Source organism: Malaciobacter sp. (genome assembly GCF_055140965.1).
Genome location: NZ_JBSRRO010000018.1, coordinates 1 through 24,089, shown reverse-complemented (window position 1 = coordinate 24,089; position 24,089 = coordinate 1). Strand labels below are relative to the sequence as shown.

Sequence of the window (24,089 nt, the reverse complement as noted above, 5' to 3'; positions counted from 1 at the left end):
TTTTTTATTTACTAAAATTTCAAAAAATCAAGGATTATTATTGAAAAATACTTCAACTTTACAAGCACATATGTATGTATTATTTGCTACTTTTTTAGTAGCAGGTTCATTTTTAGCTTCTCAAAAATTAGCAAATGCTGTTAATCCATTGTCTTTGACTTTTCTTAGATTTATTGGAGCTATAATTATTATGGCTCCATTTATTTTATTTAGAAAATCATTAAGAGATGGCATCTTAAAAACTTTGCCAAGAGCGCTTGTTATTAGTCTTTTTTATTCATTGTATTTTATGGGAATGTTTGAGGCTTTAAAATCAACAACTGTATTAAATACTGGAACTTTATATACACTTGTTCCTTTAATGACTGCAATTTTAGCACTATTTATATTTAAAGAAAAAATTAGTTTTAATAAATTACTTGTATATTTTATTGGTTTAATTGGAACCTTATGGGTTATTTTTAAAGGAAATCTTGAATTACTTTTATCTTTTTCTTTAAATGATGGTGATTATATATTTATAATAGGTTCTTTTTGTATGTGTTGTTACTCAATTTCTATAAAACTTTTATATAGAAATGACAACCCTTTAGTTCTTGTGTTTTGTACATTAATTGGTGGGGCAATTTGGATGGCACTTGGAATAATTATCTTTCAAAAACCACTAAATTGGGAATTAATTGAAGGTAGTTTGATTTATAATATGCTTTATTTAATAATTGGAACAACAATTATAACTTTGTTTTTATATCAAAAAAGTACTGTGATTTTAGGACCTACAAAAGTTATGTCATATATATATTTAAATCCTGTTGCTGTTGCTGTTTTACTTTTAATTATTGATCATAAAAGTATTGAAACTATAGTTATTCCAGGTATTATAATTACTTCTATTGCAACATTTTTATTACAAAAAAATAAAAGGCTTAAAAAATGATAATTTATATACATGGTTTTGGAAGTAGTGGACATGGAGGAAAAGCTTCTTTATTTAAAGAGTTTTTTAAAGATGATATTATAACTCCTTCTTTATCTTATGTTCCTACTTTAGCAATTGATACTTTAGAACAACTAATAAAAGCTTTTCAATCAAAAGGTGAAGAAGTAAAGCTAATTGGTTCATCTTTAGGTGGATATTACTCTATTTATTTAGCAAATAAGTATAACTTAAAAGCCGTATTAATAAATCCAGCAATCTTTCCATATAAAACATTAGATAAAATTGGTATGGCAAAGAACTATTTTGATGAAACATCTTTTGAAATAACTTCAAAACATATGCAACAACTAAAACAAATTGAAGTTAATAGTATAGAAAATGAAAAGAATTTTTTAACATTGCTTCAAACTGGTGATGAAATTTTAGATTATAAACAAGCTATTAAAAAACTTCCAAATAGCTATTTGGAAGTTTATGAAGGAGGGAATCACTCTTTTTATAATATAGAAAACTATTTTTTAAAAATTGATTCTTTTTTTAATAAATAGTAAGTCTTTACTTACTATTTACCATTTTTGATTTTATTTAAGTCAAGTCCTAAAGCTTTAAAGTTGCTTTCAACTGTATGTTTTTCTTCAAATACTTTAGAGTTATAATAACCCATTTCTTCTTTTGGTAGAAGTCTTTTCTTAAGATCAAAAGAGGCTCTTTCTTGTGCATTCATATATAAAACAACATCTGCTACATCTTGATCACTCATGCTATTTCCTTGTCCTAAAGGCATATTTGATTTAACCCATGCTGCTGCTTTATCTAGTTTACTCATTCCTGCACCTGTATTATAACTTAACCAATTTCCATTTGCATCTTTACCCCATAATGGTGGAAATGTTGCAAGACCTTCACCATTTGCTCCATGACATGATGCACATTGATTTTTATAGATCTCTTTTCCTGAAAGATAATTTTCATGAGTAGCATTTTTTTGTATTTTTTTGAAGTGTTTTACAGCTTTTGGATATAACTTAGTATTATGTTCACTCCAAGGACCTTTTTCATTCATTTTTATTTTACTACCCTCTGATAACCAAGTTATATAAGCAGCAATAGCAACACTTGCTTCTGTATCTATAATTGGTCTTTTCCCATTCATACTTCTCATAAAACAGTTGTTTGATCTATCTTGTAGTGTTTGAACTGTTTTTTCTCTTTTTGACCATGCTGGAAATGCTGCTGCTGTTCCAATCCAACTTGATATACCCTCTGCTGTACCTACTTTGCCATCTGCACCTTTTAAGTGACAACTTTTACATTGTAGTTTATTTCCAACAAAATCTTTTGTTAAAGGATGTGTATCTGTGTTATTTACAATATCTTCACCTAATTTAACTATTTTACCAACTTCTCCTGTTGGATAAGTTTTTGGTGCAGCCATTTCTTGTGCTGCAAATGCAAATGATGAAAACAAAGTAATTAATGCTGTTGTAACAACTAAATTTTTTTTATTCATGGTAGCTCCTTTTATTTATAAGTTATTATATAAATATAAAGTTACTTTTATGTTTACTTTTAATAGTATAAATTAAGTTTTAGTTAAGAAAGTATATGTGAAGCATGTACCATTTTCTTTTGTAGAGCTTAGTGCTATTTTAATATTATTTAATTCACAAATATTTTTTACAATATTCAAACCTATACCAAAGCCCCCTTTTATATGGTTTTCTTTATAGTATCTATTAAAAACTGTTTTAGTATCTTTTATAGGATTTGAGAAGTTATGTACACTAAAAATGGTATTATTTTTATCATCATTTTTTAAAGTTATTGTTATATTAGTATCTTTATAAGAGTATTTTATTGCATTTGAGATTGTATTATCTATGATTCTTTGTAGGTGAGTTCTATTTATATAAATATTAATATTATCTTTTATATTTAAGATAAATTTTAAATTTTTTGTAACACTTAAACTTTCAAATTGATCAACCCTTTGTTTTAAAATATAGCTAAAATCAACTTCTTCTTTATTATATTTCACGCTTTTTTGTTTAATTAAGTATTCTATATCTTCATAAACTAAAAAAAGATTTTTAACAGCATTTATTGAGCGATTTATCTCTTTTGTATTTGCTTGTTTTTCATCTAATATCTCTAAGTTTAACTGTATTACACCCAAAGGAGTTTTTAACTCATGCATGGCATCATTGAAAAAAGCATCTAAATATTCATTTGCTTTTTTATATGGTTCAATACTTGCTTTTATAATTAAATATATAGATATGAATACAAATAATCCAATAGATAAAATAAGTACTAAAATCTTTAAATATATCTCCTTATAAGAGAGTTCTTTTTCAACTTTTAGATATTTTGCATTTAATCTATTTTTTGCTAACTCTACTTCTATGCTTATTTTAGAGTTTTTATTGATATTTATATTTCTAGTTTTATATATAATCTTCTTTTCTTTTGATATTAGTGTTGCTTCAAATTTAAAAGATTTTGGAAAATTAAATGTATCGCTTTTTGAACTTGAAAAGTCATATATTGCTCTTTGTATTTTTTGTGCATGTTCTATTAGAAGTCTATTTTGATTATTTTTATAATTTTCCAACTCTAAGTTTGTATAAAAATATATTGGGATTGCAATAAATATAAAAAATATTGTTGTATAAAATAAAGATATTTTAAATATAAAATGTCTATTTTTCTCTATCAATTTTATATCCAATTCCTCTTTGATTTATTATAAAATCTTTTGAGGTTTTATCTCTTATTTTTTTAATACAAACTCTAATATCTGCTTCACAAATATATTTATCATCCCAAACTTCACTTCTTAATTTATCTATGCTTACAAATTGGTTTTTATTAGTAATTAAGCAAAAAACAACTTCTGCTTCTTTTTTTGTTAGCTGTATTAATTCTGAGTTTTTAAAGAGTTGTTTTTTTAAAATATCATAGGTAAAGTTAGATTTTAAATCTATTTTATCACTGTTTTCATTTGTATAAAAAAGTTTTAAAAGTTGTTCAACTCTATATTTTAACTCTTTTGGTGAAAATGGTTTTTTTATATAATCATTGCAACCAAGTTCATACCCCAAGCTTAGATTATTTATATCAGTAAGTGAAGTAATATAAATAACAGGTGTATTATCACCATTTTCTCTTATATTTTTTACAACTTCATATCCATTTATATTTGGAACTCTAATATCCAAGATAAGTAAATGGTATTTATTTTCATATATTGCACTTAAGGCATCTTCTCCATCATCAAAATCATCAATTTCATATCCTAAAGATTCTAAATACTCTTTTATGCTAAGTTTGTATTCTAAATCATCTTCAAGTAGTAAAAGTCTCATTTTATCTCTACCTTTTTGTTACTATTGATCTCTTCATAATTAAAAGAGTTATTTAAATTTATTTGATTTTTATTTAAAATTGATGTAAAAATATAACCTAAATGTTTATTGTTTAAATCATAATATGAAAAGTAAGCAAAGGAGTGTTTTTTTGTTGAAATATATCCATAATCTTTCAAATCATTCAAATTTAAATCTTTTAAATCATCAATATTTACACTATTTACTAAAACATAATCTTTTATTTTGGGATTATCTTTTAAGTTTGTAGCAATATTTAAATATTTTTTATTTAATAATACATAAAGAGTACAGCCTTTTTGTTTTAATTGTTTTGTAAGATAATTAAAACCAACAATAACTTCAAGTGAACCCATATATTTTCCATTGTTTTTTATAGCAGATATGGCTTTTATATTTAATCTTTTACCAAGTTCTATTGAAACAATTGGTTTTTTTTCTTCTTTTACTTTTACAAGTCCTTTTCTAAAACTTGAAAGAGGTATATCTTTTATGCTTAAATCCCAACTTCTTAAATATGTACTTAAATCTTTGTTATGAATTTGAACTTCTAAATTACTATTTTGAAGTTTTTTCAGTGTTTTTATTTTTCTATTTACTACATTAAAAGTTTCAACTCTATTGTTATTTAAAAAGCTGTTTACAATCTCTTTATCTTCTGATAATAAAATAGATAATGATAAAGCATATCTTTTTTGTTCTTCAAAGAGATTTTTAGTAGTATTTAAAGAGTTTTCTAGTTTATTTAATAAATCATCGCTATTATTTAAATGTTTTAAAAAATAAAATGTTAGTAAGATAAAAAATGAGGTTACAAATACAATTATTATTAAGTATTTATTTGCTTTAAAAAATTGCAATATTCACCTCATGTTTTATGTTTTATTGTTCTTTTGTATAGATTTCATCCAATAAACTATCAACAAATTCATCGGGACTAAACTCTATTAAATCATCTTGTTTTTCCCCAACACCCACATAAAATATTGGTAGTTCAAGTCTGTTTGAGATAGAAAATAAAGCTCCACCTTTTGCTGTTCCATCAAGTTTTGTTACAATAATTCCATCAACTTGAACCATCTCATTAAAAGCTTGTGCTTGAGAAATTGCACTATTTCCTTGTGTTCCATCTATTATAAGTAATTTTTGATGAGGAGCACCCTCATATGCTTTATTACAAACTTTTACAATTTTCTTAAGTTCATTATTTAGATTTGTTTGAGTTTGCAATCTTCCTGCTGTATCAATAATAACATTATCAATTCCTCTTGCAACAGCAGATGAAATTGTATCAAATGCAACAGCACTTGGATCATGTCCTTGTTTTGTTTTTATAATTGGAACATCAATTTTATCAGCCCAAGATGAAAGCTGTTCAATAGCAGCCGCTCTAAATGTATCTCCTGCACCTAAAATAACACTTTTATTCTCTTTTTTTGATTTTGTAGCAAGTTTTGCTATTGTTGTTGTTTTACCTGCACCATTTACTCCAATTATCAGTCTTACAAATGGTTTTGGAAGGTTTGATAAATCTACATTGGGAGCATGTTCAAAAAGCATCACAAGTCTGTGTCTTAATTGTTTTCTTGTAATCATCTCAGGAAGTCCATCCATAGCTTTTTCTATTATTTCGTATTCAACATCTGCTTCAATTAAAAGTTCTTCAATGTCATCAAAACTTATCTTCTCTTTTTTATGGGGAACTACAGTTTTAATATTTGCAAAAGTTTTTTCTAAAGCTTTTGAGAAAAAACCTTTGTGTTCTTCTTCATTATTATCTTGAATTTTTTCTTCATCTAAAGCTTTTTGAGTAGTTTGTTCAACTTCTTCTTTTGCTATTTCTTCATTATTGTCTTCTTCTTTTTTTTTCTTAAAAAAACTAAACATTATTTTTCCTCAAGCTCTTTTTTTATATCTGTTTCTATCATCTCTTCTGGAATAACACCTGTGTATTTTTGTTTAATGTTTCCTTTTTTATCAATTAAAAACATTGTAGGAATAGTTTTTATCTCTCCTAATGCACTTGCTAACTTATAGTTTTCTTCACTATTTACTATTTTGTATTGAATATTGTATTTATTTTTAAATGATTCTAAAGCTTCATTTGTAGTTTGTTTTTCATTCTTTTTATCCAAACTTACAGCAACAATTTCTAAATCTTTTGGATATTTATTTATTAAATTATTTAAATGAGGTATCTCTGCTATACAAGGATTACACCATGTCCCAAAAAAGTTTAGTAATACTATTTTTTTCTCTGGTAAATCAAATATAAGCTTTTCACCTTCTTTATTAATTGTAAAAGTAGTTCCATCAATATTGTTTAATTGAAATTTAGTTTGTATCTTAGCTTCAGTTTTACCATCTTCATTTACTTTTGAATCACCACAACCTGTGAAAAAAAGTATAGATAAAATTGCTATAAATGCTATATTCTTAAACTGCATTTTAATTCCTTTTGGTAAAATAATTTGCTGGGTAAGAATTTTATCCAAGTAAGGCTTAAATATGAAAGAGAGTCACAAGCGTGATTTTAGAAAATCGTGTATTAAAAGATTAGAATTTGAGAGTCGTTTTTCAAAGATTTATAAAGATAAAAAAGTAGTAAAAAATTTACATATATTAATAAAACAATATAAAGCAAAAAGAGTACTTTTATATATTCCAATGGGAATTGAAGTTGATGTTTTACCACTTATAAATAGACTTCGCAAAGAGAGGGTGTGTGAAGTTTATGTTCCTTATATGATAGGAGATAGTTTTAAAGCAGTTAAATATAGATTACCATTGAAGAAAAAAAAGTTTGGTATAAAAGAGCCACCAAATTCTAGCTTCAAAGCAAAAAAGATTGATTTAGCAATAGTTCCAGTAGTGGGAGTGGATGGACTATGTAAAAGAATTGGCTTTGGAAAAGGGATGTATGATAGGTTCTTTTACCGTTTAGGCTATACTCCATGTATAGTTTTTACTCAACTTAAACTTTGTAAAACGCCAAAAATATTATCTAATGATTACGATATTCAAGCTAATTATATAATTACAAATTAAGGTTTTGAATATGGATTTAATAATGATGGAATCAATTGTAGTAGGTGTGATAACAGCACTTCTTACAGCTTTGATTAGTGTATTAATAGTAAAAAAGTTTTATAGTGCTAAGTTTGATATTTTAATTGAACAAGCAAAAGCAAAAGCAAAAGTTATTGAGCATGAAGCAGAAGTAATATTAAAAGATGCTCAAGTTAAAGCAAAAAGAGATTATGACAAAGAGTTTAGAGCAGCAAAAAAAGAGTATGATGATATGCTTTTTCAAATTGAAAAAAAAGAAAAAGAGCTAAATAAGCATTTAGAATCTGAACTTAAAGTTATAAAAGAGCAAAAAGCTGAAATTGTGGAAAAAAATAAAAAAATAACTACAATTAAAGAAGGCTTGAAAAAACAACAAAAAACTTATGATGAAAAAATAAGTAAAGCAATAAAAGTTTTAGAAAATGCTTCTGGACTTACTCTTGAAGAGGCAAAAGAGCTTATGCTTGAAAAAGTAAAAGAAGATAGTAGAGCTCAAATAGCCTCTATTTTTAGAAAACAATATAAAGCAGCAGAAACTAACGCAAAAGAAGAGATAAACAATATGCTATCTCAAGCAGTTACAAGATATGCAGGTGAGTTTGCTGCTGAGAGATTAATCAACAATTTACCATTAAGTGATGAAGAAACTAAGGGAAAAATTATTGGTAAAGAAGGAAGAAATATAAAAGCTTTAGAGATGCTTTTAGGAGTGGATATTATTATTGATGATACTCCAAATACAATCACTATTTCTTCTTTTAATCTATACAGAAGAGCAATAGCTACAAGAACTATAGAAGAGTTATTAGAAGATGGAAGAATTCAACCAGCAAGAATAGAAGAGATTTACAAAAAAGTAAAAAATGAGTTTGATAAAAATATCTTAAAAGAGGGTGAAGATGTTATATTAGAACTTGGAATTACTTCTATGCATCCTGAACTTGTTAAACTTGTAGGAAGATTAAGATATAGAGCTTCATATGGTCAAAATGCTTTAAAACATACTTTAGAAGTTGCAAATTTAGCTGGATTGTTAGCTGCACAAATGGGTGGAGATACAATTTTAGCAAGAAGAGCAGGACTTTTACATGATATTGGAAAAGCTTTAACTCATGATATGCCAGGTTCACATGTGCATTTAGGTGCAGAAATGTGTAAACGCTATGATGAAAATGAGACTGTAATCAATGCAATTTATGCTCATCATGGACATGAAGAACCAATAAATGTAGAAAGTGCAGCAGTATGTGCAGCTGATGCTTTAAGTGCTGCAAGACCTGGGGCTAGAAGAGAAGTATTAGAAAGCTTTTTAAGAAGAGTAGAAGAGGTTGAAAATATTTCAACTAGTAAAACAGGTGTGTTAAATGCATTTGCAATTAACGCAGGAAGGGAAGTGAGAGTTATCGTAAAAGCAGAATTGATAAATGATGATGAAGCGGTACTTCTTGCAAATGAAATTGCACAAGATATTGAAACAAAAGTTCAATATCCTGGCGAAATTAAAGTTAATGTTATTAGAGAATCAAGAGCAGAAAGTTATGCTAGATAAATAACTTAAAAATATAATCTTATGCAAAATGCATAAGATTATATATATAAAAATAAAGCTATTAAAATAATTCCTAAAAGAGTTAAATAAACTCCCCTTTGTCTAAATCCATTTTTCCCTTTAACCATAAAAATAGCAGATATTGCTAAGAAAAAAAGTATTACTGAATATGTCAATGAAAGGTATAACCATTTGTCTTGTGATGATGATTTATGGGCATCAATAAAAGGCTTAATAAAAGTAGGGTAAGCGCTAATAGAGTATATTACCTCTCCACTATTTTTATAATAAGTTATGGTTTTCAAATCTTTTTTTCTAGAAATTTGATATTTTATATATGTATCTGTATTTTCTATTTGTTTTAGTGAATCAATAACTGATTTTTTAACTACATGACTTGGTAAATTTGATTTTTCTTCATTTTTTATAAAACTATCTATGAAACTATCTTCTGGATTTTTTAGATTTTTTTCAATTTTACTTGTAAGCATATACTCTTTTTCAAAAATATGTAGATCTCTAAATGATAACATAATCCCTGAAAGAGAATATACAATTGTAATTCCTATAACTAAATAACCTAAATCTCTATGCCATTTTCTAAATGTTTGTGATAAATTAAATTTTTTTTTCACTTCTTTTTTACTCCTTATTTTTTTTAATTGTACATTTTTTTTCTTAATGAATATTTATTCATTTATTAACAAAGTTTAAACAAAGACCATTTTATCTTGGGTGAACAACTTTTAAAGAAGGAATTGATATAATATAATATCAAATGTCAATTTACTAACTTAAAATACTTGGTGCTATTTTTAAATAGCAAAAATTTATATGGAGAAATTATTAATGGATAAAAACTTTAACTATTCAAGGTTAAAATTAGGAATTATAGGTGGGGGACAATTAGGTAGAATAATGTCTCAAAAAGCAAAAAAAATGGGTTTTCATGTGACAATCTTAGATCCAACACCTAATTGTCCTGCTGCTCAAGTTTCAGATAAACAAATAATTGCTGGATTTTATGATAAAGAGAAACTAACAAAAATAGTAGAAGAGAGTGATGTTACTACATTTGAATTAGAGCATATTGATACATCTGTTTTAAAAGAGTTATTTGATAAAGGGCACAATATACATCCTTCTCCTTATGTAATGGAGCTAATACAAAATAAATATGAACAAAAAAAACTTCTTGATGATAAAGGTATTGCTGTTCCTGCTTATAAAGATGTAAAAACTCAAGATGATTTAGCTTCTTTTGGTTTTCCTGTAATCCAAAAAACTAAATTTGGTGGTTATGATGGAAAAGGTGTTCAAATGTTAAAAACACCAGAAGATATGAAAGATTGTATAAAAACTGAATCATTTATTGAAGAATTAGTTGATATTGATAAAGAGTTGGCAATTATTGTTGCTAGAAATATTGAAGGTGAAATTAAATGTTACCCTGTAGTTGAAATGTTATTTGATGAAAGAGTAAATATTTGTGATAGTGTGATGGCTCCTGCTAGAATTTCAAAAGAGATTGAAGAAAAAGCCATTGAGGTATCTACACAATCAATTAAAGCACTTGATGGTGTTGGTATTTTTGGAGTTGAGTTATTTTTAACTAAAAAAGGTGAGGTTTTAGTAAATGAGATAGCTCCAAGACCTCATAATTCAGGTCATTATACAGTTGAATCATGTGCAACATCTCAGTTTGAACAGATAATTAGAGCTGTTACAAACTTACCTTTAGGTTCAACAAAACTTATATCTGCTTCTGTTATGGTTAATTTACTTGGAGAAGAGGGATATGAGGGTGAGCCATTTATTGAAGGAATTCATGAAGCACTTGCTATTCCTGAATTATCTTTTCATTTTTATGGTAAAAGTGTAACAAAACCATTTAGGAAAATGGGACATATTACTGTTTTAGATGATGATATAAATAAAGCTTTGGAAAAAGCAAATAAAGCAAAAAATATTTTAAAGATTAAAGGGAGCAAAAAAATATGAGTAAGCCATTAGTTGGAATTATTATGGGGAGTGATTCTGATCTTCCAGTTATGAAAGCAGCTGCACAAATGTGTGAAGAGTTTGGTATTGAGTATGAAGTTACAATAGTATCAGCACATAGAACACCAAAAAGATTAGTAAAATATTCAGAAAATGCAGAAAAAAGAGGACTTAGAGTAATTATAGCTGGTGCAGGTGGAGCTGCACATTTACCTGGTATGGTTGCCTCACTTACACCACTTCCTGTAATTGGTGTACCTGTAAAAGGATCTTCTTTAGAGGGTATGGATTCACTTTTATCTATTGTTCAAATGCCAGGAGGAGTTCCTGTTGCAACAGTTGCAATAAATGGTGCAAAAAATGCAGGAATATTAGCAGCACAAATACTTGGTGTAAAAAGCAAGGATACAAGAAAAAAAATCAAAGAGTATAAAGAAAAAATGCTTGATGAGGTACAAACAAAGATTGATAAACTAGAAGATGTTAAATACGAGCAGTATTTAAAAACTATGTAATTTAAATAGATAAGTTTTAGGAAATATGAAAAATAATAATATATTAACAACACAAATAATAGCAGGAAAATATAAAGGTAAAAAGATTGAACTTCCATCTCTTGATGTTACAAGAAGTTCAAAAGCAAGATTAAAAGAGTCATTTTTTAATGTATTGCAGTTTGATGTAATAGATAAGATTTTTATAGAAGCATTTGCAGGAAGTGGAAGCATAGGATTAGAAGCAATAAGTAGAGATGCTAAAAGAGCATATTTTATTGAAAAAGATAAAAACTCTTATTCAACATTAGTTAGAAATTGTAACTTAATAGAAGCAAGTAAGTGTCAAACAATGCATGCAGATACTTTTATTCAATTACCATCAATACTTAATAGTTTAAAAAATTCAAGTGATGAATTGATTGTTTATATTGATCCTCCATTTGATTTTAGAGATGGGATGGAAGATATTTATGAAAAGTCATTTGAAATTGTAAGAAATATTAAGAATGAAAATATTTATATGATTACTTTTGAACATGTAACAAGCTTAGAAATGCCAGAAGAATTAGGTCTTTTTAAACTTAAAAAAACAAAAAAATTTGGTAAAAGTTCATTATCATATTATATTTATAAATAAGAGTTAGCCAATGTTTAAAATTGCAGTTGTTTTACTTGTATCAATTATATTTATGGTATTTTTTCTTCCATATATTTATACTACATCTGCATATACATTAAATCCAAGTGAAATTTTGTCTTCTCCTTCTCTTTCTCATCCTTTAGGAACAGATAGATTAGGAAGAGATATTCTAGCAAGAGTTCTTCAAGGTGGACAAACTTCACTAATTATAGGGTTTTTATCTGCAATTATTACTTCATTGATTGGACTTTTTATTGGAATAAATGCTGGGTATTTTAAAGGTAAAATAGATAAATCAATAATAATTTTAATAGATTTATTTTTGACTTTTCCTACATTTTTTTTACTTTTAGCATTGGTTTCATATATTCAAGCTTCAACAATAATTTTAATTATTGTTATTTCAATAACAGGTTGGATGGGAATGGCAAGACTTATTAGAAGTGAAAGTTTTGCTATTTCCAATAAACCATATATAAAAGTTTTAAAATTAGCAAATGTATCAAATAGCAAGATTATATTTAAATATTTTGCTCCACTTTTAGCACCACTTTTTTTAATATCTTTTACTTTTACAGTAGGAGGTGCAATTTTAGCCGAATCTGGACTTTCATTTTTAGGACTTGGTATTAATCCTCCAAATATGTCTTGGGGTAGTTTATTAAGTGATGGAAAAGCTGTTATTGATATTGCTTGGTGGGTTAGTTTTTTTCCTGGTCTTATGATATTTCTTGTTACTTTTTCTTTAATTCAGATTTCAGATTTTTTACAACAAAAACTAAATACTAAAGATATTTTATAATAATCCTATCTTTTCTTTAAAGTAATTGAAACTTACAAATAACAATTAAATGATTTTTATGTTAGAATAGCAAAATTTTTTAAACGGAGATTTTAATTTGAATAGATTAACAAAAAGCGTGTTGCTAATAGTATTTTTACCCGTAATGCTATTGGCTGATAAGAATGCTAATGCAGAATTGTTTGGAGTGTGGACCTTACTTCCTCCTTTGGTTGCAATTGTATTAGCTTTTATTACTAGAAATGTGATTTTTTCACTATTTATGGGTATTTTTGTGGGAACATTTATGGTAAATGTGGTAGATGGAAATATTTTTCAAGCATTTGCAGGTGCGTTTGTGGATCTAGTTAGAAAGATGATTGGATCAATGGCTGACTCATGGAATGCAGGAATTATCTTACAAGTTCTTACTATTGGTGGGTTAATTGCTGTAATTACTAAGATGGGTGGTCCAAGAGCAATTGCACAAAAACTTGCAAAAAAGGCAAAAACACCTGCTAGTGCTCAAATATATACTTGGTTAATGGGGTTTTTTATCTTTTTTGATGATTATGCAAACTCTTTAATTATTGGTCCTATTATGAGACCTGTTACAGATAAGTTAAAAATTGCAAGGGAAAAGTTAGCATTTGTTATTGATGCAACTGCTGCACCAATTGCTGGTATTGCACTTATTTCTACATGGATAGGATATGAAATTTCACTTATAAAAGATGCTTATGTAATGATTGGACAACCTGATATAAATGCATATGCTATTTTTGTTGAAACTATTCCATATAGATTTTACAATATTTTAATGTTAGCATTTGTTTTCTTTTCTGCATATTTTTTAAGAGAGTTTGGACCTATGAGAACAGCAGCAATTAGAGCTGCTAATACAGGAAAAGTTTCAAGACATAAAAGACAAGAAGAACACTTAAATCAAGAATCATCAACACTTGCTCCTAAAGAACATGTTGAGTATTCAATGTGGAATGCTATAATTCCTATTTTTTCATTGATTATAGTAGCGTTTTTAGGATTTTATTTTAATGGAATGAGTTCTTTAGAGGGTGAAACATTAAAAGCTGTTCAAGCTAATCCATATGCATTTAGTTCAATTAGAGATTGTTTTGGTGCTGCTGATGCTTCTATTGTACTTTTTGAAGCTGCACTTTTTGCTTCAATTGTGGCTATTGCAATGGGAATGCAACAGAAAATATTTAATTTAAGTGAAGCACTTGAAACATGGGTATTAGGTGTAAAAGCTTTAGTTATTACTGCTGTTATTTTAATCTTAGCTTGGTCAATCTCTGCTATTATTAAAGATCTTGGAACATCAGTTTATTTAGTATCTTTATTATCTGATTCTACTCCACAATTTATCTTACCATCTATAATTTTTATATTAGGTTCGATTATATCATTTTCAACTGGTACATCATATGGTACTATGGGAATTTTGATGCCTTTGACTATTCCTTTGGCAAATGCTGTTGGACTTCATGTTGGTTTAGAACCTGTTGCTTTAGGTGATTATATTATTTTAAATATTGGTGCTGTTTTAACAGGTGCAATTTTTGGAGATCATTGTTCACCAATTTCTGATACATCAATTCTTTCGTCAATGGGTGCTAGTTGTGACCATATGGATCACATCTCTACACAGTTACCATACGCTTTATTTGTAGGTGCAGTTGCTATTGTTTTTGGATATATTCCAGCTGCATTAGGCTATTCAGCTACAATCTTACTTCCTTTAGGAATTGTTGTTATTATTTTAACAATAAGATTTTATGGGAAGCCATTTTTAAATCAAAAAGCATAATAAAAAAAGAGTTTTACTCTTTTTTTATACTCTATTTAAAAGTTTATCAAGTAAATTTGTACTTAAAACTCTTTTTGCAAAACCTAAAATATATGTAGCTTTAGTTACATAATATCTAGGTTTTGGTTTTTTACTATTCATTATTTTTAGTACTACATTTGCAACAGAAGTTGCAGGAAGATTAAAAGGTGCTTTTGTATCATCATTTGCTTCTAATCTTTTTTTTACTTCATTTTTATATGTAGATTCAAAAAAGCTACCCTCAATTGTTATATTTTTATTAAACATTTTTAAAGCATTTTCTCTAAATTTAGAAGTAACAGGTCCTGTATTAATCAAACTCACACTTATATTACTTCCAATTAACTCTTGTCTTAATGTATCAGTTAGACCCTCAATAGCATATTTACTTGAGTTATATGCACCTCTAAATTTAAGCGAAATTATACCTAATACTGAACTGTGTTGAATTATTTTTCCAAAGCCTTGCTTTCTAAATACTTTAATAGTTTGAATTGTAAGTTCATGTAAGCCAAAAAGGTTTGTTTCAAATTGTTCTTTTAAAACTTCTGTTTTTATATCTTCAACAGCTCCTGGTTGTCCATAACCTGCATTATTAAAAACAGCAGATAATTTTCCATCTTCTTTTATTATTTTATCAAGAATATATTTTATATCTTCAGCTTTTGTAACATCTAATTTATAACTTATAAATCCTAAATTTTTTAAAGTATTTACATCTTCTTCTTTTCTTGCTGTTGCATAAACTTTAAATCCATGATTTTTTAATACTTTTGCAGTTTCAAAACCAATGCCTGTAGAACAACCTGTTATTAAAATATTTTCCATTAATTTTTATCCAAATAATTATTAATAATTATTATTTTATTTGTTTGTTTATATTTCATTTAATCTCTTTTTATATTATATCGTTGTTATTATACCAAATGAAAAACTTTTAATTAAGTTAATCAAAGTATTAAATTAATTATTTAAAATAATAGTATAATTATAAGATTTTTATGGCAAAGAAAATTTAATAAAAACTTGGATAAAATAAAAAAATTTAACACAAATAGGGAAAATTATGTCAGAAACAATAGGCTTGCCTATAATAGTACTTTTACCGTTTATTGCAGCACCCTTTGTTGCTTATTTAGCAAAGTATAATAGACTAGCTTCAGCATGGGGAGCGGGATTTACTACAATACTATCTTTTTTAGTATTATTACAATATATCAAACTTCCATTTAATGGTGTTACAACAATACAATCTTGGACATGGATTGAATCAATTGGTTTAAATTTTGCTTTTAGATTAGATGGTTTAGGACTTCTGTTTTCATGTTTGATTTTAGGTATAGGACTTTTAGTAATTATTTATGCTAGGTACTATATTAGTGAAAAAGATTGTATGGGTAGATTCTATTCATATTTACTTTTATTTATGGGCTCAATGCTAGGAATTGTTTTATCAGAAAATATATTACAATTAGTTGTTTTTTGGGAGTTGACTTCTCTTAGTTCTTTTTTACTAATTAGTTATTGGCAACATAAAGCTGAGGGTAGAGATGGGGCAAAAATGGCACTTACTATTACAGGTGCTGGTGGTCTTGCTATGCTTGCTGGGGTTTTAATGCTTGGTAATATAGTAGGTAGTTATAGCTTAACAGATATTCTTGCAAATGCAGAGCTTATAAAATCCCATGAACTTTATACACCAATTATTCTTTTAATACTTTTAGGAGTATTTACAAAATCAGCACAATTTCCTTTTCATTTTTGGCTTCCACATGCAATGGCTGCGCCAACGCCTGTTTCAGCATATTTACACTCTGCAACAATGGTAAAAGCTGGAATCTTTTTATTAGCTAGATTATATCCATCATTAAGTGGTACAACAGAGTGGGTTTTAATTGTTGGTCTTGGAGGATTATTGACTTTACTAATTGGTGCTTTTACTGCTATGTTTAAACATGATTTAAAAGGTTTACTAGCATATTCAACAATAAGTCATTTAGGATTGATTACTTTTTTGTTTGGTCTTTCAACTCCTCTTGCAACAGTTGCAGCAATATTTCATATTATAAATCATGCAACATTTAAAGCATCACTATTTATGGTTGCTGGAATAATTGACCATGAAACAGGGACTAGAGATATGCGAAGATTAAGTGGGCTTTGGGCATATATGCCTCATACTGCTACACTTGCAATGGTTGCAGCATCTGCAATGGCAGGAGTCCCTTTATTAAATGGATTTTTATCAAAAGAGATGTTTTTTGAAAGAGCATTAAAAGATGCTGAATTATTTAATATTATCACTCCTTTATTAGCAATATTAGCAGCTGTTTTTTCTGTAGCTTATTCTTTAAGATTTATTCATGATGTATTTTTCAATGGTAAACTAAAAGATTTACCAAAGCAACCCCATGAACCTCCAAGATTTATGAAAATCCCTGTAGATTTACTTGTGATTACTTGCCTTGTTGTTGGATCTATTCCTGCATTTACAATTGCACCTTTATTAGCAGTTGCTGTAATGGGCTCATTACAAACACCATTACCTGAGTATTCACTTGCAATTTGGCATGGATTTAATGCACCTTTAATTATGAGTATTATTGCCTTTTTAGGTGGTATCTTTTTATATTCAAAAAGAGAGAAAAGTTACGCTTTATATGATAAATATGTTTCAAAAATAGATGCAAGAGTTCCTTTTAATGCAGTAATAAATTTTATATTTTCTTTTGCAAATAAAGTTACTTCTATTTTTGATAAAAGCTCACTTCAAAGTATGATAAGTTGGTTTTTAGTGGCTTCTTTATTTGTAGGTTTCTTCGGATTTAATTATGGGGATTCTTCATTACTTGGAAATAGAGAATTTTTAAGTATAGATTGGGTTAGTATAGTTGCAGTTTGTATTTTAATAGTTTCTACTTTTGTAACTGCGATTTTCCATCATAAAAGATTGCTTGCATTAATATCAATTGGAGTAGTGGGATTAATTGTATCTTTAATATTTATTAAATTTTCAGCTCCTGATTTAGCACTAACTCAACTAAGTGTTGAAGTAGTAACAATAATATTAATACTATTAGCATTATATTATTTACCGCAAACTACACCAAAAGAGTCATCAAATACAAGAATTAATAAAGATTTGATTATTTCAATTTTAGCTGCAATGGGAGTTTTTGTTTTAGCTTTAGCAGTATTAAGTAGAGAGTATACAACAATAGGTAACTTCTTTTTAGAAAACTCTGTATCAGGCGGTGGTGGAACTAATGTTGTTAATGTAATACTAGTTGATTTTAGAGGATTTGATACATTAGGAGAAATAACAGTTCTAGCAATAGCAGGACTTGGAATTTTTTCTATGCTTCAAGGTCTTAAACTTTATGCACCAAAATATGATGAAAGAGGTTTTACTTGGTCAACAGATATGCATCCACCTATGATGCAAACTGTAACAAGACTTGTTCTTCCTTTAATGTTGATGGTTGCTGCTTATATCTTTTTAAGAGGACACAATTTACCAGGTGGTGGTTTTATTGCAGGGTTAATAGCAGCAGTTGCTTTAATTGTACAATATTTAGCAAATGGAATTGATTGGACAAAAGCTAGATTACGATTTGAAAAAGAGACTTTAATTTCATTTGGTTTACTAATAGCAACACTTACAGGTTTAGTTTCAATGGTGATAGATTATCCATTTTTAACTACAACCTTTACTCATGTTCATTGGCCAATTGTAGGTGAGTTTGAACTTGCAAGTGCAATTGCTTTTGATTTAGGTGTATTTTTAGTTGTTGTTGGCTCAACTGTTTTAATACTTTTACAACTTGGTAAATTAAGCAAAGAGTCACATTTACAAAGTGAAGAGAATAGTAATAAAGAAGGTGAAAACTAATGGAAATATTATTAGCATTAATTATTGCAGTACTAACAGGTGTTGGAGTTTTCTTAACACTAAGAGCTAGAACATTTCCTGTAGTTTTGGGATTGACTTTTTTAGCTTATGCAGTTAATTTATTTTTATTTGCAATGGGTAGATTAAATATAAATCAAGCAGCGATAATACAAGAAAATGTGACAAGTTATTCAGATCCATTGCCTCAAGCTTTGGTATTAACAGCTATTGTGATTAGTTTTGGTATGACAGCCTTTGTGATTGTTTTATCTTTAAAAGCATATGGTGAATTAAATAGTGACCATGTGGATGGAAAAGTTTTAGATAAGGATGGAGACAAATAATGACACATACACCAATAATACCTCTTCTAATACCTTTAATAGCTGCTTTTTTAATTCTTATTACTAAAAGGTATGGATTTAAAGTAGGGCAAACAATTTCACTTTTATCTATCATAGCTTTAATTTTAGTATCTATTTTGGCATTAATAGATATCACTTCAACGGAAGAAGTTTTAGTTTATAAACTAGGTAATTGGGAAGCTCCTTTTGGAATTGTATTAGTTTTAGACTCATTATCAATTTTGATGGTTAGTATTACATCACTTTTAGCTTTTGGTGCATTATGGTATGCAATAAGTGAAAAGATAGATAAAGAGGGTGTACATTTTCACTCTTTATTTCAATTGCAAATCTTTGGTTTAAATGGAGCATTTTTAACAGGAGATATTTTTAACCTTTTTGTATTTTTTGAAATCTTACTTTTAGCAAGTTATAGTTTACTTTTACATGGAAAAGCACAAGGAAGAACAAAAGCAGGTTTGCATTATGTGATTATTAATCTAATAGGCTCAACACTATTTTTATTTGCAGTAGGTACTTTATATGGAGTTTTAGGAACTTTAAATATCGCTGATATGGCATATAAAGTTTCATTATTGGATTCTGAAAATATAAGTGTTGTAGCTGCAGCTGGTTTATTACTACTAGTTGTTTTTGGATTAAAATCAGCTATGTTTCCTTTATATTTATGGTTGCCAAGTGCATATGGAAAGACAAGTGCTCCAGTAGCAGCACTATTTGCAATTATGACAAAAGTAGGTTTATATGCAATTATTAGAGTGCATGGAACAATATTTGGTGAAAATGCAGGTGAATTAGCATATTATTATATACCTTGGGTTTTAAATATAGGACTTATAACATTAGCTTTAGCAACATTTGGAGTACTAGCTTCAAAAGAGATTAGAAATCAAGTTGCATATTTAGTATTAACTTCTGTTAGTATTTTATTAATAGCAATTGGAATTAATTCTCCAGATGCTTTAGGTGGAGCAATTTATTACATGATTCATTCAACATTTCTTGCTGCTGGATTTTTCTTAGTGGCAGATGTAATAATAAAAGCTAGAACTACAGGATATTTTGATAAACAAATGCCAATATTCAAAGAAGCCATTATTATTGGATCACTATTTTTTATGTTTGCAGTTGCAGTTGCAGGATTGCCTCCTTTATCAGGATTCTTTGGGAAAATAATGATTTTATCAGCTTCATTAGAGCATACACACACAGCAATAATTTTATCAACAGTTCTTATTAGTAGTTTATTGATTATTATAGCTTTATCAAAAAGTGGTTCAGCAATATTTTATGATACTACTTTAGATGTAGAGCCTTTAGATGAGTATAAGCTATCAAAATCAACTTTAGCTTCAATATTCTTTTTGTTTTTATTTGCTCCATTATTAGTAATATTTGCAAACCCAATTACAGAATTTACAAATACAATAGCAGCAAATCTATTTGATACAAGTAAGTATATAACAACTGTAATCAATATTGAAGAGGTAATAAAATGAAAAATAAAAATAGAATTTTACCCCATCCAATTTTAAGTGTTATTCTAGTAATAATTTGGCTTTTATTAAATAATACTATTGCACCAGGACATATATTATTAGGTACATTTTTGGCTGTATTAATTCCTTGGTTTACATCAAGTTTTTGGCCAGAAAGGGTTTATGTAAGAAATCCTTTGACTTTTTTAAAGTTTTCACTTGTTGTAATTTATGATATAGTTGTTGCAAACTTAACAGTTGCAAAACAAGTAATTGGACCAAATAGTAATTTGAAACCAACTTTTTTTAAATTACCTCTTGATATAACGCACCCTTTAGGTATTAGTACACTTGCAAGTACTATATCACTAACTCCTGGTACAGTTAGTTGTGATTTAAGTGAAGATAGAAAATATTTAATTATTCATGGTTTAGTTATTGATGATGCAAAAAAGACAATAAAAGAGATTAAAAAAAGGTATGAAAAACCTTTGATGGAGGTATTTAAGTCATGTTAGAATTTGTATTACCAATAGCATTTATAATGATTACAATAGCAATGATATTTAATATATATAGATTGATTGTTGGTCCAAGTGTTGCTGATAGAATACTTTCACTTGATACATTATATATTAATTCAATAGCACTTTTAATAATATATAGTTTACATCTTGGAAACACATTATATTTTGAAGCTGCATTATTAATTGCAGTTATGGGATTTGTAGGAACAGTTGCGCTTAGCAAGTATTTGTTACGTGGCGATATTATGGAATAAACAGGAGATTTTATGTTTGAATTTATCATATCATTACTTATTTTTTTAGGTGCTTTTTTTACTCTTGTTGGTTCTATAGGATTAGTGAAATTACCTGATTTTTTTACAAGATTACATGCCCCTACAAAAGCAACAACTTTAGGAGTAGGTGCAGTTTTAGTAGCCTCAACATTGTATTTTACATTTACAACAGGAGAACTTAGTTTACATGAAGTTTTAATAACACTGTTTTTATTTATAACAGCTCCAATTAGTGCTCACTTGATGGCAAAGTCTGCAATGCACATCAAAAAAAATGAAGAAAAAATTAAAGAAGCAGAAGAAAAATAGATAAAATTATCTGTTTTTCTTTAAAAATAATAGTTACTTTTTATTACTACACATAAAATAAATTTTTTAGGCAAAATAATGCAAAATATCAAAAAACTTTTAGATAGTGAAGTTTGTACAAGAAATAGCAATTGTGAACTTTCATATGAAAAACCTGACCCACTTTTAGTAGCAAGTAGATACAAAGATGAATATACAATTTTAGTATGTGCACTTTTTGGATATGGAAAAGCCTCTTTAATAGTAAAGTTTTTAGATAGTTTAAACTTTGAACTTTTAGATGAAAAAGAAGAAGTTATTGAAAAAGAACTTGATAAGTTTTATTATAGGTTTCAAAATAGTACTGATGTAAAAACAATCTTTAAAACATTTAGAAGATTAAAACAAACAAATAGTTTAAATGATATCTTTTTACAAGGTTATAAAAAAGAAAACAGCATTTTGGACGGTTTAGATACATTGATAAAACAAATCCATGAAGTAGCAAACTATAACTCACAAGGCTTCACTTTTTTAGTATCAAGCCCATTTAAAAGAGATAAAAAATTACAAATCAAACAAATAGGAAACGCCCCATATAAAAGATGGAATATGTTTTTAAGATGGATGGTAAGAGATGATAACTTAGATTTAGGATTATGGAAAAAAGTTGATAAAAAAGACTTGATAATCCCCCTTGATACACACACTTTTAAAGTATCACAAAAATTAGGACTACTTCAAAGAAAAACATATGATTTAAAATCTGCAATATTACTAACACAAAAACTAAAAGAGTTCGATAATCAAGACCCAATAAAATACGATTTTGCACTATATAGAATTGGGCAAGAGAAAATAGCATGGTGAATTATCTCTTTCTAAATCAATCTTCTTAATAGTTTTTCTCTAATGAATATGTTACAATAAAAATAGAAATTTATAAAAGGTTTTCTATGATAAATAAAAATGATATAGTTGTAAAGTTAAAGGAATTAAAACCAAAATATGAGCAAGAAGGATTGATTCTTATAGGTTTATTTGGAAGCTATGCAAAAGATAATCAAAATAGTTTTAGTGATATAGATATTGCTTATAAAGTTGATTATAATAAATTTTCACAAAAATATAAAGATGGCTTTTCTAAACTTTTAAGAATAGACGCTATTAAGAATGAACTTCAAGAAACCTTTAAAACCAAAGTTGATTTTGTATCTGATTCTAATAAAAAATTACTTAAGGACATAGTTTATGTCTAGTGCTATTAATAAACTTGAGAAAGTAATTGAATCAATAGAAAATATCAATTTTATACTTAAAACAAAAGATATTAAGATAACTCAAGCTATAGAAGATAAAGTTATAAAACCTGCAATTAGAATGAATATTATTCGTATTGCAGAACAGTTTTCAAAACTTAAAGATGATAATGAGTTTAAAATATTAAAAGAGTTTTCAAGCAATGATTTAAAAGGATTAAGTGCTGTTCGTAATTATATTGCTCATGATTACGATAGTACAGATGATGATATTATAGAAGATGTAATACGTTATAATCTACCTATACTAAAAAGAATAATTAAAAAAATACTAAAAAATTTAGAAAAAAATAAAGACTTATTTATAGAAGAAAATAGTGAACTAGAAGCTAGTGAACCTTTTATAATTAAGGAATAACAAATTGTTTTAAAGAAATCAAAGTTTATTAAGAAAAATATTTTTTAATATATGTTATTTATTAGTATAAAAAATCTTCAATAAAGGTGAATGATTTAAGTTTATTCTTACAATGATTGTATCATCTGTTATATATATACCTATCTTTTTTTCACTAACTTCTTTAATTGATTATATTTTGAACAAAATAAAGACAAAAGATATAGTGCATATTATTTAAATATATTAAAAAATGGAATTGCTAATTTAGATATAATAGTGAATTAAAACAGATACTTAGAAATCAAGTATCATCAGATTGTACTAAAAAAGAAGCTTTAATAATAGTTGCTAGGAAACTAGCTTATATCATTTGGGCTATATATAATCATAATCAACCATACAATCCTGCTCGTGTATTTGTAGCATATCCTTAATAATGAAAATGGTAAAAAGTGACAATTTATAAAAATATGTTGTTAAGAAAAAAAGTGAAAAAAATATACTTGAAGAAGTCAACACTTAAATTAAAATTTACCAATGAATGCAACTGCTGTAGCAAGAGCACAAAGTAAAGCTGCAAAAAATTCTTCAAAAGGTGGAAAGTAAGATAAATACTTCAAGTATGAGTCAAGAAGAATTAAATCTTTTCTCAGATATTTATAATCCAAATAATGTTTCATATATTGATAAAAACTAAGTATTGACAAGCTTTTATCAATTTTTAGATTGTTTTTGAAATTGATATTTTAGCTCTGCATTTGACATATGTAATATAGTTATTAAAATATAAGTTAAAATAATATAAAATAATTATATTAATAAAGATTATTATCAAAAATGAAGATAATTCACTAGAAATAATTCTTACTATTCAGATATATATACCT

Annotated in this window: 26 protein-coding genes; 18 read left to right on the top strand and 8 right to left on the bottom strand. The window is 27.2% G+C overall.

Annotated elements, in window-relative coordinates; genetic code table 11:
- Positions 1-40: 40 nt before the first annotated feature.
- Positions 41-937, top strand: a complete 897-nt coding sequence (locus tag ACTCCZ_RS06875) for a DMT family transporter (protein ID WP_228145285.1) — start codon at positions 41-43, stop codon at positions 935-937.
- Positions 934-1,488, top strand: coding sequence for a YqiA/YcfP family alpha/beta fold hydrolase (locus tag ACTCCZ_RS06870; RefSeq protein ID WP_079577454.1), 555 nt, complete (start codon positions 934-936; stop codon positions 1,486-1,488). The genes ACTCCZ_RS06875 and ACTCCZ_RS06870 overlap by 4 nt, the downstream gene beginning before the upstream one ends.
- A 14-nt stretch (positions 1,489-1,502) precedes the next feature.
- On the opposite strand, the gene ACTCCZ_RS06865 is transcribed toward ACTCCZ_RS06870, so the two are convergent.
- The 6 genes from ACTCCZ_RS06865 to ACTCCZ_RS06840 form a co-directional block, all read right to left on the bottom strand.
- Complete coding sequence (locus tag ACTCCZ_RS06865; RefSeq protein WP_079577455.1) at positions 1,503-2,450, bottom strand: c-type cytochrome; 948 nt, start codon at positions 2,448-2,450, stop codon at positions 1,503-1,505.
- A 72-nt stretch (positions 2,451-2,522) separates the two neighbouring features.
- Complete coding sequence (locus tag ACTCCZ_RS06860) at positions 2,523-3,659, bottom strand: sensor histidine kinase (RefSeq protein ID WP_131828675.1); 1,137 nt, start codon at positions 3,657-3,659, stop codon at positions 2,523-2,525.
- Positions 3,643-4,308: a response regulator transcription factor gene (locus ACTCCZ_RS06855; protein WP_079577457.1), complete on the bottom strand. Its 666-nt coding sequence runs from the start codon at positions 4,306-4,308 to the stop codon at positions 3,643-3,645. The genes ACTCCZ_RS06860 and ACTCCZ_RS06855 overlap by 17 nt, the downstream gene beginning before the upstream one ends.
- Positions 4,305-5,189 carry a cache domain-containing protein gene (locus ACTCCZ_RS06850; protein ID WP_159445714.1) on the bottom strand — a complete coding sequence of 295 codons (885 nt, stop codon included), beginning with the start codon at positions 5,187-5,189 and terminating at the stop codon, positions 4,305-4,307. The genes ACTCCZ_RS06855 and ACTCCZ_RS06850 overlap by 4 nt, the downstream gene beginning before the upstream one ends.
- Positions 5,190-5,211: 22 nt before the next feature.
- Positions 5,212-6,216: a signal recognition particle-docking protein FtsY gene (gene ftsY, locus ACTCCZ_RS06845; RefSeq protein WP_079577459.1), complete on the bottom strand. Its 1,005-nt coding sequence runs from the start codon at positions 6,214-6,216 to the stop codon at positions 5,212-5,214.
- Positions 6,216-6,776 carry a TlpA family protein disulfide reductase gene (locus ACTCCZ_RS06840; protein ID WP_079577460.1) on the bottom strand — a complete coding sequence of 187 codons (561 nt, stop codon included), beginning with the start codon at positions 6,774-6,776 and terminating at the stop codon, positions 6,216-6,218. The genes ftsY and ACTCCZ_RS06840 overlap by 1 nt, the downstream gene beginning before the upstream one ends.
- A gap of 61 nt (positions 6,777-6,837) precedes the next feature.
- Between ACTCCZ_RS06840 and ACTCCZ_RS06835 the strand changes: the two genes are divergently transcribed.
- A complete protein-coding gene (locus ACTCCZ_RS06835; protein WP_079577461.1) occupies positions 6,838-7,377 on the top strand; it encodes a 5-formyltetrahydrofolate cyclo-ligase in 540 nt (179 codons plus the stop codon).
- 25 nt (positions 7,378-7,402) lie between these two features.
- Positions 7,403-8,947: a ribonuclease Y gene (gene rny / locus ACTCCZ_RS06830; RefSeq protein ID WP_079577530.1), complete on the top strand. Its 1,545-nt coding sequence runs from the start codon at positions 7,403-7,405 to the stop codon at positions 8,945-8,947.
- A gap of 38 nt (positions 8,948-8,985) precedes the next feature.
- Here the strand turns inward: rny and ACTCCZ_RS06825 are convergent, their stop codons facing one another.
- The gene (locus ACTCCZ_RS06825; RefSeq protein ID WP_079577462.1) at positions 8,986-9,582 is read right to left on the bottom strand and encodes a hypothetical protein; all 597 of its coding nucleotides are present in this window, start codon (positions 9,580-9,582) and stop codon (positions 8,986-8,988) included.
- Between the two features lie 214 nt (positions 9,583-9,796).
- Between ACTCCZ_RS06825 and ACTCCZ_RS06820 the strand changes: the two genes are divergently transcribed.
- The 5 genes from ACTCCZ_RS06820 to ACTCCZ_RS06800 all read left to right on the top strand — a co-directional run bounded on the left by ACTCCZ_RS06820 (position 9,797) and on the right by ACTCCZ_RS06800 (position 14,697).
- Positions 9,797-10,948, top strand: a complete 1,152-nt coding sequence (locus ACTCCZ_RS06820; RefSeq protein WP_079577463.1) for a 5-(carboxyamino)imidazole ribonucleotide synthase — start codon at positions 9,797-9,799, stop codon at positions 10,946-10,948.
- The gene (gene purE / locus ACTCCZ_RS06815; RefSeq protein ID WP_079577464.1) at positions 10,945-11,463 is read left to right on the top strand and encodes a 5-(carboxyamino)imidazole ribonucleotide mutase; all 519 of its coding nucleotides are present in this window, start codon (positions 10,945-10,947) and stop codon (positions 11,461-11,463) included. The genes ACTCCZ_RS06820 and purE overlap by 4 nt, the downstream gene beginning before the upstream one ends.
- A 25-nt stretch (positions 11,464-11,488) precedes the next feature.
- Complete coding sequence (gene rsmD, locus ACTCCZ_RS06810; RefSeq protein WP_079577465.1) at positions 11,489-12,082, top strand: 16S rRNA (guanine(966)-N(2))-methyltransferase RsmD; 594 nt, start codon at positions 11,489-11,491, stop codon at positions 12,080-12,082.
- A 10-nt stretch (positions 12,083-12,092) separates the two neighbouring features.
- Complete coding sequence (locus tag ACTCCZ_RS06805; protein WP_079577466.1) at positions 12,093-12,887, top strand: ABC transporter permease; 795 nt, start codon at positions 12,093-12,095, stop codon at positions 12,885-12,887.
- Positions 12,888-13,032: 145 nt separating this feature from the next.
- Positions 13,033-14,697 (top strand): Na+/H+ antiporter NhaC family protein, encoded by a 1,665-nt coding sequence (locus ACTCCZ_RS06800; protein WP_079577467.1) that lies wholly within the window; start codon positions 13,033-13,035, stop codon positions 14,695-14,697.
- 24 nt (positions 14,698-14,721) lie between these two features.
- Here the strand turns inward: ACTCCZ_RS06800 and ACTCCZ_RS06795 are convergent, their stop codons facing one another.
- Entirely contained in the window at positions 14,722-15,546 is an 825-nt protein-coding gene (locus ACTCCZ_RS06795) for an SDR family NAD(P)-dependent oxidoreductase (RefSeq protein ID WP_079577468.1), read from the bottom strand.
- Positions 15,547-15,784: 238 nt separating this feature from the next.
- Between ACTCCZ_RS06795 and ACTCCZ_RS06790 the strand changes: the two genes are divergently transcribed.
- The 9 genes from ACTCCZ_RS06790 to ACTCCZ_RS06750 all read left to right on the top strand — a co-directional run bounded on the left by ACTCCZ_RS06790 (position 15,785) and on the right by ACTCCZ_RS06750 (position 23,220).
- Positions 15,785-18,610 carry a monovalent cation/H+ antiporter subunit A gene (locus ACTCCZ_RS06790; protein ID WP_079577469.1) on the top strand — a complete coding sequence of 942 codons (2,826 nt, stop codon included), beginning with the start codon at positions 15,785-15,787 and terminating at the stop codon, positions 18,608-18,610.
- Positions 18,610-18,954: a Na+/H+ antiporter subunit C gene (locus ACTCCZ_RS06785; RefSeq protein ID WP_079577470.1), complete on the top strand. Its 345-nt coding sequence runs from the start codon at positions 18,610-18,612 to the stop codon at positions 18,952-18,954. Before ACTCCZ_RS06790 ends, ACTCCZ_RS06785 begins: the two co-directional genes overlap by 1 nt.
- Complete coding sequence (locus tag ACTCCZ_RS06780) at positions 18,954-20,474, top strand: monovalent cation/H+ antiporter subunit D (RefSeq protein WP_079577471.1); 1,521 nt, start codon at positions 18,954-18,956, stop codon at positions 20,472-20,474. Before ACTCCZ_RS06785 ends, ACTCCZ_RS06780 begins: the two co-directional genes overlap by 1 nt.
- Entirely contained in the window at positions 20,471-20,971 is a 501-nt protein-coding gene (locus ACTCCZ_RS06775; protein WP_079577472.1) for a Na+/H+ antiporter subunit E, read from the top strand. Before ACTCCZ_RS06780 ends, ACTCCZ_RS06775 begins: the two co-directional genes overlap by 4 nt.
- Positions 20,965-21,234, top strand: a complete 270-nt coding sequence (locus ACTCCZ_RS06770; RefSeq protein ID WP_079577473.1) for a K+/H+ antiporter subunit F — start codon at positions 20,965-20,967, stop codon at positions 21,232-21,234. The genes ACTCCZ_RS06775 and ACTCCZ_RS06770 overlap by 7 nt, the downstream gene beginning before the upstream one ends.
- Positions 21,235-21,246: 12 nt before the next feature.
- Positions 21,247-21,564, top strand: coding sequence for a Na+/H+ antiporter subunit G (locus ACTCCZ_RS06765; protein ID WP_079577474.1), 318 nt, complete (start codon positions 21,247-21,249; stop codon positions 21,562-21,564).
- Positions 21,565-21,642: 78 nt separating this feature from the next.
- Positions 21,643-22,413 (top strand): TIGR02757 family protein, encoded by a 771-nt coding sequence (locus ACTCCZ_RS06760; RefSeq protein ID WP_079577475.1) that lies wholly within the window; start codon positions 21,643-21,645, stop codon positions 22,411-22,413.
- 86 nt (positions 22,414-22,499) lie between these two features.
- Positions 22,500-22,802 (top strand): nucleotidyltransferase family protein, encoded by a 303-nt coding sequence (locus tag ACTCCZ_RS06755; RefSeq protein WP_079577476.1) that lies wholly within the window; start codon positions 22,500-22,502, stop codon positions 22,800-22,802.
- On the top strand, positions 22,795-23,220 hold the full coding sequence (locus tag ACTCCZ_RS06750; RefSeq protein WP_079577477.1) for a HepT-like ribonuclease domain-containing protein: 426 nt from the start codon (positions 22,795-22,797) through the stop codon (positions 23,218-23,220). Before ACTCCZ_RS06755 ends, ACTCCZ_RS06750 begins: the two co-directional genes overlap by 8 nt.
- Positions 23,221-24,089 lie beyond the last annotated feature (869 nt).